Source organism: Pseudidiomarina sp. (assembly GCF_048267825.1).
Taxonomy (GTDB): domain Bacteria; phylum Pseudomonadota; class Gammaproteobacteria; order Enterobacterales; family Alteromonadaceae; genus Pseudidiomarina.
Genome location: NZ_JBLWWR010000002.1, coordinates 1 through 18,745 on the forward strand (window position 1 = coordinate 1; position 18,745 = coordinate 18,745).

Consider the following 18,745-nt stretch of genomic DNA (forward strand, 5'->3'; position numbering starts at 1 on the left):
GCAGGCGTAGTATCTAAGATCATCGCTTAATGTGCTGAGGTATCCGTTTACGGGTATTGATAAAAAGGGAGCTTCGGCTCCCTTTTTTAATTGCAAAAGCGTTATTCGTTATTGGTTGCTGGTTATTCGTTAAAGCAAAACACTAAAGACGAATAACGAATAACGAATAACGAATAACGATTAACGAACTTGACATTACTGCCGTTACCGTAAACGATAGGCTCCAAGAAAAATGGAGCGCAATTACCATTGAAGCATATAATTACAACAATAATAGCTTTGGGCTTTATCCTTCAGGCAGCGGCAGAACCTATCAATGTTCGTGTCGCGGCTTATGAATTCCCACCGTATTATTCCGACGCCATGGAGAGTCATCTTGTTGGCGAGGTGTTGAATGAGCTCAACAGTATCCAAAACAAATACGTATTCACAATTGAGCGCGTTGCGCCAAACGCCCGCTACTTTGCTTTAAGCGAAAAGGGCTGTTGTGATTTGATGTTATTTGAAGACGCGAGTTGGGGGTGGCAGGACGCTGAATACCCGGTAGAAGTTACTGAACCCTTATTGATTGGTCGCGAACGCTTTGTCGCAATGAAGCAAATCAATAGAGGCCAGCAGTTTTTTGAAACCAAGGGGCTTCGATTCGGCGGTATTGTTGGCTATCACTACCCATTTGCAGCCAACGAAAAAGATAACCGTGTACTCGAAGAGCAATACGGGATTTATTTAACCCATTCGCACCATGCAAACTTACGCATGCTTATGAATGGACGTCTTGATCTCATCATGTTGGCAGACGATTTTATTCACTCAATGTTAACAGAGGACGAGCGTGATCAACTGCTGTTGTCAGACAAACCTTATGGGGTTTATAAGTTGCGGGCTGTGATTAGTGCTGTGAAAGCATTGAAGCCGCAAGATTTTAAGGCGTTTCTTAAGCAGCTAAAACAACAAGGCAAATTAAAGGAAATCTATCAGCGTTTTAAAGTGCAAGCTGAGCCAGATTTGTCTTAATAAACGCTCAAACCTAATTTATTAGCCAACTCACGAATCATAAACATGCTGCGAGCCGAGTTGCCGAAGGTATTCAAGGGTGGGCTCCAAGCACATATCACGCCGTAGTCCGGCACAATTGCAATGATCCCGCCACCAACACCGCTTTTAGCTGGTAATCCGACCGTAAACGCGAATTGTCCTGATTGATCGTACATGCCACTGGTGCTTAATAGCGCATTAACGCGCTGAGCGTCTCTGTGTGACGTTATCTGGGCGCCAGTGCGCGGACATACGCCTCGGTTCGCTAAGAATGCCAGGCTGCGTGCCAGCTCTTCTGTGGTCATCGTCAATGCGCATTGCCAAAAATAATGATCAAGCACTTCTTCTACGTCCGACTCGATATTGCCAAAGCTCTTCATCAAATACGCCAACGCCGAGTTGCGCGAGCCGTGTTCGCGTTCAGATTCATGCACCCGCGTGTCGACACACACACTATCACTGCCGCATAAGCTGCGTACCATACTCAAGAAGGCTGACTTACTGGCCGAGTAGTGGCTGACAAGCACATCACTGACTAATATTGCACCAGCGTTAATCATAGGATTACGCGGGATGCCTTTCTCCCACTCTAGCTGAACTATCGAGTTGAACGGTTGGCCAGACGGTTCCATTTGTACACGGTCCCACAGCGGATCGCCTAAACGTTCCATGGCTAACATGAGTCCAAATATTTTAGAAATCGACTGAATAGAAAACGGCGTTGTGGTGTCACCTACCGAAGTAACATTACCGTCGAGCGTCGCCACCGTCAGCGCGCAGTACTCTGGGTTCACTTCAGCTAAGGCCGGAATGTAATCAGCGACTTTTCCTTCGTTCACGCTCAATGCTTGTTGCAAAATATTTTCCAACAAGGGCTTAAGATTGTCTGGGGCATGAATCGGTTGCCCGCCGCTGATCACATCTTTGCTCATTTTGCCTTCAATAGTGGTTTTAGGAAGCGAGCCGTATGAGAACGCTCACAATCAACGATATCTTCTGGTGCACCTGCGGTCAAAATCTCACCACCACCGGAGCCACCCTCTGGACCTAAATCGATGATCCAATCAGCGGTTTTAATCACATCAAGGTTGTGCTCAATAATGACAATGGTGTTGCCGTGATCGCGCAACCGGTGTAGTACCGTCAGCAACTGCTGAATATCATGAAAATGCAGACCAGTGGTCGGCTCATCAAGAATATACAACGTTTTACCGGTATCGCGTTTTGATAATTCACGTGCTAATTTCACCCGCTGCGCTTCACCGCCAGACAGGGTGGTAGCCGCTTGTCCCAAGCGAATGTAGGACAAACCAACGTCGATAAGTGTTTGTAACTTACGTGCGATAGCTGGAATGGGAGCGAAAAACTCTCGTGCATCTTCAACAGTCATATCCAGCACTTCGTGAATGCTTTTGCCTTTGTATTTAATTTCCAAGGTTTCACGATTGTAGCGTTTGCCTTTACAGACATCGCACGGCACATACACATCAGGTAAAAAGTGCATTTCAACCTTAATCACGCCGTCACCTTGGCACGCTTCACAGCGTCCGCCGCGCACGTTAAAGCTGAAACGTCCAACTTTATACCCACGTGAACGTGCTTCTTCAGTGCCCGCGTAGAGTTCGCGAATGGGCGTAAAGATGCCTGTGTAGGTGGCTGGGTTTGAACGCGGCGTGCGGCCGATTGGGCTTTGATCGATATCCACCACTTTATCTAAGAACTGCATGCCATCGATACTTGCGTACGGGGCTGGCTCGTTCGCAGTTGCCTTGTTCAATTCGCGATGAGCAATGCGGAATAGGGTGTCGTTAATAAGCGTTGATTTGCCGGAGCCGGAAACCCCTGTTACACACGTCATGAGACCTGTTGGAATTTTCGCATCAACGTCTTTTAGGTTATTACCGGAGGCGCCCTTGAGGTGAACCCAGTGCTTACCTGGCTTGTTGCGCTTTTTAGGTATCTCTATGGCTTTACGTCCCGACAGGTAGTCGCCAGTCAGTGACGCTTCATTAGCCATGATGTCTTCGTAGTGGCCTTGCGCAATGATTTCACCGCCATGCACACCAGCACCAGGGCCAATATCGATAACGTGGTCGGCTGCTTGTATCGCATCCTCGTCGTGCTCTACCACGATGACTGTGTTACCGAGGTCACGTAGCCGCGTCAAGGTTCCTAATAAGCGTTCGTTATCACGCTGGTGCAAACCAATTGACGGTTCGTCCAGTACATACATTACGCCAACCAAGCCAGCCCCGATTTGTGAGGCGAGCCGAATGCGTTGTGCTTCGCCGCCGGATAAAGTTTCAGCGCTGCGCGAAAGACTTAAGTAGTTCAAACCGACGTTGACAAGAAAGCCAAGACGGTCATTGATTTCTTTCAATATTTTTTCAGCAATTTGTGCGCGCTGACCTTCAAGTTCAAGTTGCTCAAAAAAGGCGAGGGCATCGCCAATCGAGCGCTCAACCACTTGAGGTAACGTGGTGTCGTTTACATACACATGACGCGCTTCCTGGCGTAACCGCGCGCCGTTACAACTCTTACACGGCTGTGATGCTAAGTATTTCGACAAATCTTCACGCACTGCCATAGAGTCCGTTTCACGGTAACGGCGCTGCATGTTAGGAATAATCCCTTCAAATGCGTGCGTGCGAGCAACGCGGTCGCCGCGGTCATTCATGTACGTGAATTCAATTTCTTCCTTGCCACTCCCAAACAACACAACCTGCTGGTGTTCTTCACTGATACTCGCAAAAGGTTTGTTGAGATCGAATTTATAGTGGCGGGCTAACGACTGCAGCATTTGATAGTAATAGAAATTACGCTTGTCCCAACCGCGAATCGCTCCGCCAGTTAAACTGAGTTCCGGATTTGTTACCACTTTGGCGGGGTCAAAGAACTGTTCAATACCGAGCCCGTCGCATGAACCACAAGCGCCGGCCGGGTTGTTGAACGAGAACAGCCGTGGTTCAAGCTCTTGCATGCTGTAGCCGCAATGCGGGCACGCAAAGTTGGCTGAAAATACAATATCAGCAACACTAGAGTCAGTTTCCATCGGCACCACCAGAGCGGTGCCGCCACTTAATTCTAGCGCCGTTTCAAATGACTCAGCTAACCGTAGCCCCAAGCCTTCTCGCACTTTAATTCGGTCGACGATTACCTCAATGGTGTGCTTCTTTTGCAGTTCTAGCTTTGGCGGATCGCTCAAGTCACAGAGCTCTCCATCAATGCGTGCACGGATAAAACCTTGCGCGGCAAGGTTTTCAAGTACCTTGGTATGTTCGCCTTTACGTTCCTGAATGATCGGGGCCGCTATCATCAGCTTTTCACCTTCCGGCAACGCCAATACTTGGTCGACCATCTGCGAAACCGTTTGCGCCGCCAGCGCAACATTGTGGGTTGGACAACGCGGCTCACCAACGCGCGCATACATTAAGCGCAAGTAATCATAAATTTCGGTAATGGTACCCACGGTTGAGCGTGGGTTATGAGACGTTGATTTCTGTTCAATGGAAATGGCGGGTGATAACCCTTCAATGCTATCAACGTCAGGTTTTTCCATGAGCGATAAAAACTGACGAGCGTAGGCTGACAGAGACTCAACATAGCGACGCTGGCCTTCAGCATAAAGAGTATCAAACGCTAACGACGACTTACCCGAGCCAGACAGCCCCGTAATAACCACCAATTTGTCACGCGGAATGGTGACATTGATATTTTTTAGGTTGTGGGTGCGGGCACCGCGGATTTCAATTTTATCCATGAGAATTACAACTCTCCGTTGCCAATGACAAGCGATTGAATGAAACGAGTATTATCGCACAACCGATACCTTCTGGTACAATGGCCAGCGATTTTTTCCTGCAGCAATGAGAATTTCATGCGACAGCAAAACCAAGACAACCGACTAACACCCATCGAGCGGCGCGCCTCCGGTGCTTTAGCTGCTGTGTTTGGATTACGTATGCTGGGCCTGTTTTTGATCATGCCGGTCATTGCAATTTATGGGCAACAGTACCCAGATTACACCCCGTTACTGATTGGTCTTGCAATTGGTGCGTACGGTTTAACCCAAGCCTTGCTGCAGATCCCTTTGGGCATGCTGTCTGATCGCATCGGTCGCAAACCAGTTATTGTCGGTGGCTTAATTCTATTCGCTTTAGGCAGTTTAGTGGCGGCATGGGCCGATACCCTTGTTGGCGTTGTCATTGGTCGCGCATTGCAGGGCACCGGGGCGATAGCTGCAGCTATTTTAGCACTTGCGGCCGATATCACGCGCGATTCGCAGCGGCCAAAAGTTATGGCAACCATTGGCATGTTTATTGGCCTGTCGTTTGCGTTGGCATTGGTGCTTGGGCCGCTACTTGGTGCGCAAATAGGGCTATCCGGACTGTTCTATTTTACGGCTGTGAGCGCAGTGTTCGGTATTGTGGTTTTATTAGCAGCCGTACCAAGTGTGTCGCAGAAATCTGCTCGGGGCGATTTAATCCCGCTTTCGAGCGAATTAGGGCAACTTTTTAAGAACCCGCAACTGGCCCGCCTTAATTTTGGTGTGTTGGTTTTGCACTGTGTACTTACGGCATTTTTTGTCGTGGTACCGCTGCAATTGATGCGGGGTGGTTTGGCTGCGGATGACCATGCGTGGCTTTACCTACCTACACTGTTATTCTCGTTTGCTTTAATGATACCCATGTTGATTAGAGCGGAACGGCAACGTCAGCAGCCGCAATATTTCCGTATTGCGATTGCTTTGGTTGTGATGGCGGTTGGCGTTATCGCATTTGTGCCTGCGCACTGGGCGTATTTAGCTATCGCTGTTGTATTATTTTTTACTGGGTTCAACTTTCTTGAAGCCACACTGCCGTCTTCGTTGACGCGCTTCGCACCTGCAGGCCGTAAGGGCAGTGCGAGTGGAATTTATTCCACCTTTCAGTTTTTGGGAGCGTTTATCGGCGGTGCCGCCGGCGGCTCAATTTACCAACATTTTGGGCTTTTAGGTGTTGGGATTTTTTGTTTGGTGCTGCTACTATGCTGGTTCGTGGTTAGTTTTGGCATGCAGCCTCCACCGCAGCAACAAAGTGTCAGTTATACCTTACCGAAGTTGTCGGCAGCACAGTCAGATGGGCTTGCTGAGCAGCTCAGTCGCGTTACTGGCGTGGAAGAAGTGCGCATAGTCGCAGCCGAACATACGGTGTATTTAAAAGTACACAAAACAGATTACAATGATGCGGACATAGAGGCGCAGTTAGCGCCGTACAGAACATAAGAATATTGAAGGAGCAGATGGCATGGCCAGTCGCGGTATAAATAAAGTAATTCTCATTGGTAATTTAGGCGCAGACCCAGAAGTGCGCTACACGCAAAATAATACTGCCATTGCAAACTTGTCAATTGCGACTAGCGAAACATGGAAAGACAAGCAAACCGGCGAGCCGCGTGAACAAACCGAATGGCACCGCTGTGTTGCTTATCGTCGGTTAGCGGAAATTGCTGGTGAGTACTTGAAAAAAGGCTCCAAAGTTTACATAGAAGGGCGTTTGCAGACGCGTAAATGGCAGGGTCAGGACGGCGTTGAACGTTACACAACTGAAATTGTGATTAATGATCTGCAAATGTTAGATGGGCGTCCCGGTGGCGGCCAAGGCGGCGGTCAAGGCGGTTATGGTGGTGGGCAACAAGCCGGCGGCTTTGGTGGCCAGCAAGGCGGTCAACAAGGTGGTCAGAAGCCTGCAGCTCAGCAGGGTGCTCAACAACGCCAAGCGCCTGCGCAAAACTTCAACCAACAGCCGGCCCAACAGCCGAAGCAAGAACAAGAACCGTTTATTCCAGATCAAGATTTTGATGACGATATCCCGTTCTGATTTGTTATTAAAGCCCCTTTGATAGGGGCTTTTTTATTGGTGTTCAGAACGTCAGACGCCGCCGGGGGAAATTACTTTATGCCGTGCTCGGCTGCCACAGTATCGAAATAGTCTAACGCTTGCTTGGCGTAAGCGCGTTTTTCAATGTAGTCACCAGCAAAAAAGTTTTTCTTAAAGCCATAGGCAACCATATCTTTCAGGCGCTTCAACGGCACATCAACGGCGCTTAATGCCAATTCATATTCTTGCGTCACGGTAGTGCGCGAAACCAATCGGTTATCCGTACAAATAACGGTGGCAAGACGGTGATTGAACATATGCTTGAAGTTGTGATTGCGAACATCGCCGATATTCGGGTTGGTCTGCAAATTACTGGTAATACACACTTCTACGGCAATACGTCGGTCAGCAATAAACGAGGCTAGGCGTCGTGCATAGTCTTCTTTGTCAGATATTTTCGGGTCTTGAATCATTTCCGGCGAGAACAACGAGTAGCCGTGGCCGAGTCGGTCGGCATAGCACTGTGTTAAAGCTTCAAAAATACTTTCGGCGCCATATGCTTCGCCAGCGTGAACCGTTTTCAGCAAGAAGTTTTGGTGCGCATACTCATAAACTTCTTTGAAATCGTGCGCTGGGTAACCCATTTCTTGTCCGGCAATATCAAGGCCGACTATCGGCAAACCTTCTTCATCGCGTAAGCGCACACTGGCACGAATCATTTCCATGGCGGCAGTTTTGATAACTTGCTTCGGCTCATGGTCGCGTAACATTTGAAATAACTGGGTGTAATAAGGTGAGAAGCCTTTTTTACCGAACATGCGCATGGCGCAATTAATGAGGCCATAGTCAAACGGAGGCTTGTGCCCCTCGCGCACAGCTGTTTGCGAATTGTATTCATGTTTAGCGCGCGCAAGGCCCTTGTTAGCGGCATGCATAACCGTATCAAAGTCAATTCCGCGGGCTGGGTCCATCATCAGTTGCGGTGCGAAGCGTGCTTCAATGTAAATAACGCCTTCGGCAAGGTTGTCTTGTGCTAATTCGTAGGCTGCTTGCTCAAGGTTTTCCATGTCACGCAACACCGCGCAGGTGTATTGAAAGCCATTCAAGTACTCACCTAAATTCTGGTAGGACTCTTTAAACACAAGGTCATACAAACCATCTACCGTATAGGACGGCAACTCAATACCACTGCGCTTAGCCATTTCAATTAAGCCTTGAGGGCGTAAACTACCATCTAAATGCAGATGTAGGTCAGCTTTGGGCATGGCTTTTAGAAAGGCGTGGGAGTATGTTGTGGTCATTGACTTCTCCTTGATTAAGTTAACGAAGTATACCATTTAACTGCAGTTATTCGAACGCTAACACTTGTCGTTATTCCGAAAAACATAGACACTTATAACGATTAAACTGACGATTAACGGAACCTATGGCTTCACTTTATTTTACCTACTCGGCAATGAACGCTGGCAAGAGCACCTCATTGCTGCAAGTTGCACATAACTACGAAGAACGTGACCAGCGCGTTCTGCTATTAACCCCATCGATTGATGATCGGGCGGGCCATGGCCGCATCGCATCGCGCCTCGGAATTGATCGTGAAGCGTTGGCATTTTCAAATACGACCGACCTGGCAGCGCTGATTGATGCGCGGCACCAACGTCAGCCTATAGACTGTGTACTCATTGATGAATCACAGTTTCTGACTGAAGCACAAGTTTGGCAACTTACTGATGTGGTTGATCGTATGGATATTCCCGTTATGTGTTACGGCATTCGTAGCGATGCCTTCGGTAAAGCTTTTCCGGGCAGCGGTGTTTTATTGGCGGTGGCAGATAAAGTTGCGGAAATGAAAACCATCTGCTTTTGCGGGCGTAAAGCAACCATGAATCTGCGTATTGATGCGCAAGGTAACGCCGTAAAAGAAGGTGATCAGATAGCCATTGGCGGCAATGATCGTTACATCTCGTGCTGCCGTAAGCATTGGAAAGAAAAGTTGGACTGGTAATCACTGTCGGCGCTCTAATTACCCGAATTTAAAAAGTTAATTTACGCAAACACGTCAATGAACGAGATAAAAGTCTGCTACTATTTGATACAGAACAATAATCAACCTGTTCGGAGAGTCGATGAAGTCAGCACCGGTACCAAACAATGAATTGGAACGCCTGCACTTGTTGCACGAGCTGGACATCTTAGACACCGAGCCGGAGCCGGTATTTGAGAAAATAACACTGATGGCCAAGCAGTTATTCGGTGTTGAGACGGTGCTGATTAGTCTGATTGATAGCGATAGACAATGGTTCAAATCCAAAGTTGGCTTCAACGCAAGTGAAACCCCGCGCGAAGTTTCCATGTGTGCCCATGCGATAGCACAGGGTTCAACCATGGTTATCAACGACACACGAGAAGATCCGCGCTTCATTGGCAACCCGCTTGTTACCGCCAGTGGAGGGATACGTTTCTATGCTGGTGCCCCGATTGAGATAGCTCCCCAAATTTATATTGGCACGCTTTGTGTCATTGACTCAAAACCTCATGTATTTACTGCGCAACAACAGCAATGGCTGGAAACCTTAGCCGAGTGGGTCAAGAATGAGCTGCTTGGGCGCTTTGCTATGAGTAACTACGAGCAGGAACGGCAGGTATTGGCGCAAGGCCCGGTCGCTGCAGTGGTATGGCAAATTGAACCCGAAGCGCACCTTATCTACGTGGCGGAAAATGTGGAGCGGGTACTGGGGTATTCAGAGGCTTACTTACTTGATCCAGAAGTGCGTTATGAAACCATTGTTCATAGCGCTGACCGAGGTGAATTATTAGCGCGTATGCAAGCCGTACTTGATGGTAAGCAAGAGTCGTTGGAAATTGAGTACCGTGTGCTTACGCCATCACAAGATATCCGTTGGGTGCATCACTTCGCTCGCGCTGACCGTGATCACAGCGGAAAAATTGTGCGAGTGCGCGGTTATTTGCATGACAGCACCAAGCGTAAAAATTTAGAACTGAGTTTACAGCACGCCAATCAAAGTATCGCTATGGCGCTTGAAGCTGGAAATTTAGCCACCTGGGAATGGTATTTATTTGATCAGTGGGTTGAGGTTGACCACACCTGGGAGGAACTATTAGGGCGCGATGAGACATATGCGCGTGGCAATAAATGGGCGGAGTTAGTTCACCCGCAAGACTATCAACGTGTACGAGCGGCGTTGCAAAAACATTTGAAAGGTAAAACAGAGCGTTTCGAATCACGGTTTCGCCTATTGCATGCGGACGGCCACTATATTTGGCTGCACAGTATCGGTAAGGTCATTGAAACGACTGAGCAAGGTTTAGCGCAGCGTATGGTCGGTATACACCATGACATTACCGCTGAAGTCATGAATGAGCAGCGCCGTCGCCAGCAAGAAGCAGTATTGAGTTTGGTCAGTTCGGTGCAGCACGAGTTTTTATTTGTAAACGACTTTAGTGAAGTCTGCGATGTAGCCTTGCCAAAGTTAATGGAATTAACCGATAGCAAAGCTGGGCTAATTGGTGAACTACCGGATAATTCACGCTCACGGAATATGTTGTGGTTACACGGCTTACGTGTTCTCGATGACGAAACAAAGAATTCAGCCTATCAAAATCTTATCAAGCAAGGCCTCGATGTTGAGGTAAGCGGTGAATTGGCGCTGCACGTTTTAGTTCGCGGTGAACCGCAGTTGTGTCCCCACCCAGTTCAGCCTGACGAAGCAGTCTTTCACCCACTTGAATTACCCGAGTTGAAAAACGCCCTTATTTTGCCGCTATATTTCAAACAACAAGTGGTTGGTATGTTGCTGTTAGCGAACTCAGAAAATGGCTATCAACGTGAGCAGCTAGCCACCTTGAAACCGATGCTGAATACGCTTGGCACCTTGATGCATATACGCCGTATGGACGAAGAGCGTCAATTCGCTGTGGATGAACTACGCCGTATGGCGACCATTGATGAGCTCACTCAAATTGCCAACCGTCGCGTGTTTATCGAAGCTGCAGAACAGCGATTTGGTGAACAACAACGCTATGACATGCCCGTCAGCGTCGCAATTATCGATTTAGACCATTTTAAGAAGGTGAACGATTCATTTGGCCACGCCGCCGGCGACAAAGTGTTAAAGCAGTTCACAGATGTTGCCAAAGAAGTGCTGCGAGATGGTGATTTGCTGGGGCGCCAAGGTGGTGAAGAATTTGGTGTTTTACTGCCCCATGCAGATATCAATCAAGCCATGCAGGCTGCGGAACGTGTTCGTGAAGCCATTGAAAAAACAGAATTTTCATGGGACGGCAAAGTTATTCCTGTGTCGATTAGTGTCGGGGTAGCCCAATTAATGGAAACCGATAATGATGTCGATAGATGGTTCGCTCGCGCAGATAAGGCACTTTACCAAGCAAAATCTGAAGGTCGTAATCGCTGTATTGCAGCAGACGAGGTATAATAGCGGTGAAATAATCATCGAAACACAACTTGAGGTAGATATGCAGCTTACTGAGCTAACAATTCCAACGCCCGACGATTGGCATCTTCATCTTCGCGACGGTGAGCTGTTAGCCACCACAGTACCTGCCACCGCAGCTGTGTTTGGGCGTGCTGTAATTATGCCTAATCTTGTTCCGCCGGTTACCTCTGTCGATCAGGCTCGCGCCTACCGTGCGCGTATTGAGGCCGAGCGGCCTGCCGGTAATTCATTTGAGCCCCTGATGGCGCTCTACTTGACCCAAGATACCAGCATCGAAACGGTACAAGCGGCTGCAGCCGACCCACATGTCATTGGTTTTAAACTTTATCCATCCGGCGCCACCACAAATTCTGCGGCGGGCGTGACGGACGTAAATGGGTTGGATGCGGTATTTGCTGAAATGGCAAAATTGCAGGTGCCTTTGTTGGTTCACGGCGAAGTAACCACGGCGGACGTTGATATTTTTGACCGTGAAAAAGTTTTTATCGACACCTATCTACGGCCTCTATTACAGCGTCATTCGACCTTGAAGCTGGTGCTGGAACACATTACCACCGCCGATGCTGTGGCCTTTGTTGAAGAGCACGGCAACAATGTTGCCGCCACAATCACACCACAGCACTTGCTAATGAATCGTAATCATCTTTTGGTGGGTGGTACACGCCCTCACAACTATTGCTTGCCAATATTAAAGCGTCGCGAACACCAGCTAGAGTTGCGTCGTGCAGCGGTTTCGGGAAGCCCTAAATTCTTTCTTGGTACAGACTCGGCGCCGCATGCCCAGTCGAAAAAAGAGAACGCGTGTGGTTGCGCTGGTTGCTACTCAGCCCCAGCAGCGTTACCGTTGTATGCAGAGTTTTTTGAGCAAATGGATGCGCTCGATAAACTGGAAAATTTTGCCAGTGGTTTTGGTGCAGATTTTTACGGCTACGCACGAGCAACATCAACAGTAACTTTAGTGCGCAAGCCTTGGCGAGTTCCAGAATCCGTATCAACCGCGGTGGGGCCCATGGTGCCGTATTGGGCTGGCGAAATGTTAAATTGGCAGCTAGAATAAATTTAACGTAAAAATAACAAGCAGCTGAACAATTTAACAAGCTAGAAATTCCCCTCAAGTCGTGGTCTTATAAAGGCTTGAGGGATAAAATAATAACTATAATAAAAGTATAATTTAAAAAGGGAAATGACATTGATTCGTTTGTGGCGCGCTAAACACAACAATCGCCTGGTGCTTACGTACGCGTTGGCATCGGGATACGTGTCGCTTGCAATCGCTGAATTTGGCGACAATGACCCTGAACACGCCCCTGCCTTAATTGTTTCTGATCATATCGAAGTGATTAATGGTGATTCTGCCGCCGCAATTCGGGAGTTGTCCAATCGGTATTCGCGTTATACCAAAGGTAGCCCAATGGCAGTGGTGATTTTGGGCCCGTCGGTTTATCAAAGCGTGCAGTTAGAACGGCCGAATCTTCCAGCCGAAGAAATTACCCAGGCATTGCGCTACAACCTGCGCGATTTAGTCTCGTTGCCGCCAACGGATATTGTTGCGGACTACTATGATGCGCCTGTGCAATTGGCAGGACAGGACAAGATTAATGCCATAGTGGCTGACCGCAAGGTGTTGCAACCGGTATTAAACGAAATTCATCAGGTTACCGAAAATGTTCTTGGTATTTTCTCCGAAGAGCAAGCTATCGCGCAGTTGTTCACTGACCAAAACGAGCCAGCAGTAGTTGCTTATCAACATGATCTAGAGCCAGCATTATTGCAAGTTTACGCGCAAGGCAAGCTGCAGGTGAACCGAGTGGTTCGTAGTCTTGAACAACTCTCGCAGTTAAGCGCCGATGAAATTGACCTTGGCGGAGCGTCGCCACTGAGTGTCGAAGTGCAGCGCTCGGCCGATTATTTTGAACGCCAGTTACGACAACGTCCTATTCGCGAGCTTATTATTGCTGTCGGATCCAAGCATCGTCAAAGCATCGCCAAACAGCTGAATCAAGACCTAGGGCTTGAGTCGCGTTGGGTGGAATACCCAGCGTGGGCACAAGAACTCGCGGTAGGTGACTTTTCTGACTTTCCAGTACTTGGTGGTGTGATGTTGGCGCAACAGTTGCGAAACGCAAAGCAGGTAGCCGCATGAAGCAGTTAGCGAACCTGTATTTAAATGAGCTTCAGCCAAGCCGAGAAAAACTCACGTTTAACCGTGTTATGGGCGCTACCGCGTCATTGTTGGTTGTTGCTGTGGTACTGGGTATTGCGATGCACTTATGGGCTAACCAGCAGCAAATTAATACGCAGCGGGCAGCCCATGCACTGAGCCAAGCCCAGCAACAACTTGCCGCGAAACAACAGCGGTTGCGCGCAGCAATGAATAACCCAGATGTTGAACAACGCATTGAGCAAACCGAGTTACAGCTGGGCCAACGCCAACGATTGCTGCAGCAAATGCAGCAGATTACCGAAAGCGGGCAGGTTAGTTTCGCAACGTTACTCAATGAACTTGCTCAAGCCGACGTTGAGGCAATTTGGCTGCAACGTATTCTTGTGGCAAATAGTGAACTGACTTTGCAGGGCAAAACTGCTAATGCCAGCGCGCTGCCGGTGTGGCTCGCGAGCTTTTCGAACTATCCGTCGTTAAGCGGTCGCCAATTTGGTGTGTTTGAACTGCGCGATAATGCTTCATCAGGCGTATTAGATTTCACTGTGGGCAGTTTGCAGCACAGCAGTTTATTGAGCAGCCAGCCAAGTCGTGGCGCAGGAGCAGCGCAATGAAAGAACAATGGCTGCTGTGGAAAAATAAATTTGAGCAGGTTGATGTGAAACGCCGCCGCATTTGGTTTGCGGTTGCTTTATTTCTAATCGCTTATTTAGGTTTTTGGTTTGGCGTGCGTCCAGCGCTGGAAGTAATTCAAACTGAGCGCACACAGCAGCAACGTCAACAGGCGCTGATTGAACAAATTGAGCAGGAAGTTGCCGCAGTTGATACACGCTTAGCTGGTGACCCACAGGCGGCGCAAAGGAGTCGATTGGAACAGTTGCAGCAGCGTTTGGTGCAAGTGAATCAACAACTGAATCAAGAAGCGAATTATGTCAGTGCGGCGGATAACCGCGCGCTATTGAAGGCCCTATTGAATCAAGCTCGCGGAGTGAAAGTTGTGTCCGCACAGGCATTGCCTGCCGAGCAAGTTTACCAAGACACTGAAACAACGGATGCAGCAATTTACCGCCATCACTTGCAACTGGTTATTACAGGTAATTATTTTGCGCTTACGAATTATTTACAGCAATTAGAGCAATTAGACTGGTCGTTTTATTGGCAGCGCTTGGACTATAAGGTTCTACAGGCGCCAGAGGCCGAGGCAACAATAGAAATCTATACCATCAGTCTGGAGCGTGATTATGTGGCGAGTTAATTTCGCAACATTGTTTATTCTGATGGTGCCGACGCTTTCGTATGCCCAGGCATTGAGCGATCCGACAGCTCCGCCACGCGTGATTGAACGCAGTCAAGCAGGGGAAAGCTCGACGAAACGTTTAAATTTACAATCAATACAATGGAAAGGTACAGAACGCTCAGCCTTGATTAACGGTGAGTGGCTTTACCCAGGTGATAAATTGAATAGTTATACGATTCAAACAATCGAAATGAGTCAGGTTACCTTGCGCGACCAACGAACCAATCAGTTAGTAACGTTGCGCCTTTTTGGCTTCACAAAACAGCGTGACAGTCAGGCAGCTAGGAGCGGTTTATGATAAGAGTGGGCATCATCGCAGTGGCGCTAATTGTGCTTACCGCTTGCGCGCACAACCCCGAGCGCAAACCGCTCGAGGCGCAGCAAGCGCTGCAGGAGCGTGGCAATGTGCGCGCTAACTCTGAACGGCCACCACTGCCCGACTCGGTGCGTGAAAGCTTGGCGAATGACCGTGCGCAACTGCGCAACGCGAGCGCTCAATTGCTTGCTGAACCACGTTTTTCAATTGCCGCGAATGATGTTCCGGCAGCAGATTTTTTTGCTGGCTTAACCACTGACTCACCCTATAACATCGTCGTGCATCCAGACGTTGCGGGTACTATTACCGTGAATCTGAAAGATGTCACCCTGACTGAAACGCTTGACGTTATTGGCGATATTTACGGCTATGACGTACGTAAAGAACGCAACATGATTCGGGTATTTCCAGCTGGCTTACGCAGTGAAACAATTGCCCTGGATTACTTGGCATTGCGCCGCATGGGACTGTCGCAAACGAGTGTCAGTTCTGGTGGTGTTAAGGACAGTGACCGCAATAGTAATAATCAGTATGGCGGCAATAACAACAACAATTTACTCGGTAATCAAGGTGGCGCGAATAATAACCAAGCTTCGCAAAACATGAACGGTATGCAAACCAATGGTTCATCCATTAGCAGCTCATCTGAAACTGACTTGTGGAGTGACCTAAAAGCTATTCTTGAAGGGATTGTCGGTACTGGCGAAGGTCGTCGTGTTGTGGTGGCGCCGCAAGCCGGGTTGGTCACTGTTACCGCATTACCATCGGAACTACGCGCCGCGCGCGAATTTATGGCGTCCGCCCAGCGCCGACTGCAACGGCAGGTCATTTTAGAGGCGCGCATTGTCGAAGTTGCACTTAACGATGACTACCAACAAGGTATCAACTGGAACGACTTGTTCAAAGCCGGTAACTCGGTAGGCTCGATCAGCATGAGCGGTTCGAGCGTATCTGCAGGTAGCGTTGGCGGTGTATTTGGTATGACGCTTAACGTGGGCGATTTTACCGGTGCACTGAACTTACTGCAAAACCAAGGTAACGTGCAGGTGTTGTCGAACCCGCGAGTTAGTGCAGCGAATAACCAAAAAGCCGTGATTAAGATTGGTGAAGACGAGTATTTTGTCACCAATGTATCAACCACGACCGTTACGGGCACCGCAACAACGTCAACACCTAATATTGAGCTGACACCATTTTTCTCGGGTATCTCATTAGACATTACCCCGCAGATTAGTGAAAACGGTGACGTGATTTTGCATGTTCACCCATCAGTAGTCGAAACCACCGAACAAGAAAAAGTCGTGAAGCTGAATAATGACACTTTCGTGTTGCCGCTGGCGCAAAGCAATATCCGTGAGAGCGATACCATAGTTAAAGCGCGTACCGGTGAAATCGTGGTACTTGGCGGTCTGATGCAAACGTCTTACAGCGACAACGAATCAAAGGCACCATTCCTAGGTGATATTCCGATACTTGGCAACCTGTTTAAGAGCAAGCGCCGTACGGAGCAGAAAAAAGAACTAATCATATTAATTCGTCCAACTGTTATTGGTGCTGAAACATGGCAAGACGAACTCGACCGTTCAAGTGAGATCTTGAAGCAATGGTACGGGAACTGAGGCTGCCATGTATCAAAAGCATTACGGCTTAACAGAACTGCCATTTACGCTAACCCCGAATACCAGTTTCTATTGTGACCTAGAAGGGCATCGTGCGGCATTAGAAGTTCTGTTAACAGCGCTTGAAACAGGTGAAGGCTTTATCAAAGTTGTTGGTGAAGTGGGCACTGGAAAAACGCTGTTATGTCGAAAGCTTTTAAACGAACTGCCTGACGAGTATGTGACCGCTTACATACCCAATCCATTTTTAACGCCTGAAGAACTCCGTGCCCAAATTGCACGCGAGTTACAAGTGGATATCAGTGATGCCAGTAGCCAGCAATTAGTTACGCAAGCCATACAACAAAGGTTGTTGGAAATTAACGGTGAAAAGCGCACGGTGGTGATTGTACTGGACGAAGCGCAAGCGCTACCGAGTGACTCGCTTGAAGCTTTACGACTGATTTCTAACCTGGAGACGGAAAGCCGTAAGCTGTTGCACATTGTACTGTTCGGACAGCCTGAACTGAATGAACGTTTAGCTGCGCGGGAACACCGGCAATTGCGTCAACGCATTTCATTTAGTTATTACTTGCAGGCCATGACCGTTCATGAACTGGCCCGGTACATTTCGCATCGGCTTCATATCGCTGGCTACAAAGGTGCGCCAATTTTTAATGGTCGGGTTGTAACCATGCTGCACCAAGCAAGTCGGGGTATTCCGCGACTGGCGAATGTGTTGTGTCACAAAACGTTGTTGCTGTGTTACGGCGAAGGTGTTTACCCAGTCACTGCGAAGCATGTTCGCATGGCCGTTGATGACACCGAAGACGCGACATTACCGAAGCAAACGTGGCCGTGGTGGCTTGCCGCCGGAGTGCTATTAGTTGGCCTTGCGGCTTATGGTTACAGCCAAAACTGGTTTGTGGAGGCATGGTCATGAGTGTGATTAATCGCATGTTGCGCGACCTTGACCAGCGTCAGCAGCAGACCAAGAACCAAACCTATACACCGGCTGCAGTTGCGCCCCAACCCATTCATTGGCTATGGATAGTCGCGATTGTGGTTATCAGTGCGGCGGTGATTGTTGGCGCGTTAAATTTATGGTGGATGTACTCTGATAAAACAACACCGAGCGAGCCAGCCGCAATCGTAACTGCACCAAAAATGGAACCAAAGCCTGAGCAACAAACCGTAAATGATGAGCCAGTACGACCAGCGGTGGAACCGCCCAAGCAAGCACAAGCGATTGTCGATGTTCGTGCACGCGAGCAAGTTCAAGATGAGCCGCCAGAACCAGCTGAGCGCGAACTGGCGAAGCAGAAACCGCAAGACCAGCCGTCAGAACAAGAACCCGTCGCAGTGGCGCAGCCCAAACCTGAACCCGTAGAAAAAGAAAGTTCATTTGCGGTGACGCGGGTTCAACTTTCACCAACTGAGCTTGCCGAAGTGAACTTAGCGAAAGCGCGCGAAGCCTTGGAAAAAGGCGAGCAAGCACGTGGCCAGGAATTGCTTGAAAAAGCGCTGATGGTAAAACCAGATCATGTGATTGTCCGGTCGGAATTAGCCGCCTATTGGTATGGCCGCGGCATGACAACACGAGCGCTGACGTTATTGCAGCAGGGGCTGGATATGAAGCCCCAGCAAAGTGAATGGCAATTACTATACGCGCGCATGTTGGAACGTATTGGGCGTGTTGAGCAAGCCTATACGGCATTAATCACCATTGATTTGAACGCTGCCGAAGTGCAGGAGTTATTGAAGCTGCGAGCTGCAGCCGCCACTCAGTTGGGGTATTTCAATGAAGCCGCAGCAGACTATACTGCGCTGGCAGCAGAGTATGGCGAGCAGCGTTGGTGGCTAGCGGCGGCAGTTGCTTATGAAGACGGCGACAATATTGATGCTGCCGTACGTTGTTACCAGCAGGCTTTACAATACCCTGAGCTCGGCAATGACGCTCGCGCTTATATTGATCAGCGCTTAGCTGTGTTGGAGGGCTACTAAC

At 48.8% G+C, this 18,745-nt stretch carries 16 protein-coding genes; 13 read left to right on the top strand and 3 right to left on the bottom strand.

Annotation, left to right across the window (positions count from 1 at the left end; all coding sequences use genetic code 11):
* Positions 1-249 precede the first annotated feature (249 nt).
* Complete coding sequence (locus ACN0UN_RS02905; protein WP_417658651.1) at positions 250-1,014, top strand: hypothetical protein; 765 nt, start codon at positions 250-252, stop codon at positions 1,012-1,014.
* On the opposite strand, the gene glsA is transcribed toward ACN0UN_RS02905, so the two are convergent.
* On the bottom strand, positions 1,011-1,967 hold the full coding sequence (gene glsA / locus ACN0UN_RS02910; RefSeq protein WP_417658652.1) for a glutaminase A: 957 nt from the start codon (positions 1,965-1,967) through the stop codon (positions 1,011-1,013). The two genes, ACN0UN_RS02905 and glsA, sit on opposite strands and share 4 nt — an antisense overlap.
* A complete protein-coding gene (gene uvrA, locus ACN0UN_RS02915) occupies positions 1,964-4,795 on the bottom strand; it encodes an excinuclease ABC subunit UvrA (RefSeq protein ID WP_417658653.1) in 2,832 nt (943 codons plus the stop codon). Before uvrA ends, glsA begins: the two co-directional genes overlap by 4 nt.
* 117 nt (positions 4,796-4,912) lie before the next feature.
* Between uvrA and ACN0UN_RS02920 the strand changes: the two genes are divergently transcribed.
* Both ACN0UN_RS02920 and ssb read left to right on the top strand, forming a co-directional pair.
* The gene (locus tag ACN0UN_RS02920; protein WP_417658654.1) at positions 4,913-6,298 is read left to right on the top strand and encodes an MFS transporter; all 1,386 of its coding nucleotides are present in this window, start codon (positions 4,913-4,915) and stop codon (positions 6,296-6,298) included.
* Between the two features lie 22 nt (positions 6,299-6,320).
* Positions 6,321-6,893: a single-stranded DNA-binding protein gene (gene ssb / locus ACN0UN_RS02925; protein WP_417658655.1), complete on the top strand. Its 573-nt coding sequence runs from the start codon at positions 6,321-6,323 to the stop codon at positions 6,891-6,893.
* A gap of 71 nt (positions 6,894-6,964) precedes the next feature.
* On the opposite strand, the gene ACN0UN_RS02930 is transcribed toward ssb, so the two are convergent.
* The gene (locus tag ACN0UN_RS02930; RefSeq protein ID WP_417658656.1) at positions 6,965-8,194 is read right to left on the bottom strand and encodes an adenosine deaminase family protein; all 1,230 of its coding nucleotides are present in this window, start codon (positions 8,192-8,194) and stop codon (positions 6,965-6,967) included.
* Between the two features lie 125 nt (positions 8,195-8,319).
* On the opposite strand from ACN0UN_RS02930, the gene ACN0UN_RS02935 reads away from it, so the two are divergent.
* From ACN0UN_RS02935 to ACN0UN_RS02980, 10 genes are all read left to right on the top strand, one after another.
* Entirely contained in the window at positions 8,320-8,898 is a 579-nt protein-coding gene (locus tag ACN0UN_RS02935; protein WP_417658657.1) for a thymidine kinase, read from the top strand.
* Positions 8,899-9,019: 121 nt separating this feature from the next.
* Positions 9,020-11,347 (top strand): diguanylate cyclase, encoded by a 2,328-nt coding sequence (locus ACN0UN_RS02940; RefSeq protein WP_417658658.1) that lies wholly within the window; start codon positions 9,020-9,022, stop codon positions 11,345-11,347.
* A 40-nt stretch (positions 11,348-11,387) separates the two neighbouring features.
* The gene (gene pyrC, locus ACN0UN_RS02945; protein ID WP_417658659.1) at positions 11,388-12,425 is read left to right on the top strand and encodes a dihydroorotase; all 1,038 of its coding nucleotides are present in this window, start codon (positions 11,388-11,390) and stop codon (positions 12,423-12,425) included.
* Positions 12,426-12,551: 126 nt separating this feature from the next.
* Entirely contained in the window at positions 12,552-13,511 is a 960-nt protein-coding gene (locus tag ACN0UN_RS02950; protein WP_417658660.1) for a hypothetical protein, read from the top strand.
* Entirely contained in the window at positions 13,508-14,143 is a 636-nt protein-coding gene (locus ACN0UN_RS02955) for a PilN domain-containing protein (protein ID WP_417658661.1), read from the top strand. The genes ACN0UN_RS02950 and ACN0UN_RS02955 overlap by 4 nt, the downstream gene beginning before the upstream one ends.
* Entirely contained in the window at positions 14,140-14,784 is a 645-nt protein-coding gene (locus ACN0UN_RS02960) for a hypothetical protein (RefSeq protein ID WP_417658662.1), read from the top strand. The genes ACN0UN_RS02955 and ACN0UN_RS02960 overlap by 4 nt, the downstream gene beginning before the upstream one ends.
* On the top strand, positions 14,771-15,124 hold the full coding sequence (locus tag ACN0UN_RS02965) for a hypothetical protein (RefSeq protein WP_417658663.1): 354 nt from the start codon (positions 14,771-14,773) through the stop codon (positions 15,122-15,124). Before ACN0UN_RS02960 ends, ACN0UN_RS02965 begins: the two co-directional genes overlap by 14 nt.
* Positions 15,121-16,761 (top strand): pilus (MSHA type) biogenesis protein MshL, encoded by a 1,641-nt coding sequence (gene mshL / locus ACN0UN_RS02970; protein ID WP_417658664.1) that lies wholly within the window; start codon positions 15,121-15,123, stop codon positions 16,759-16,761. Before ACN0UN_RS02965 ends, mshL begins: the two co-directional genes overlap by 4 nt.
* 7 nt (positions 16,762-16,768) lie before the next feature.
* Positions 16,769-17,683, top strand: a complete 915-nt coding sequence (locus ACN0UN_RS02975) for an ExeA family protein (RefSeq protein ID WP_417658665.1) — start codon at positions 16,769-16,771, stop codon at positions 17,681-17,683.
* The gene (locus ACN0UN_RS02980; RefSeq protein WP_417658666.1) at positions 17,680-18,744 is read left to right on the top strand and encodes a tetratricopeptide repeat protein; all 1,065 of its coding nucleotides are present in this window, start codon (positions 17,680-17,682) and stop codon (positions 18,742-18,744) included. Before ACN0UN_RS02975 ends, ACN0UN_RS02980 begins: the two co-directional genes overlap by 4 nt.
* Position 18,745: the final 1 nt, after the last annotated feature.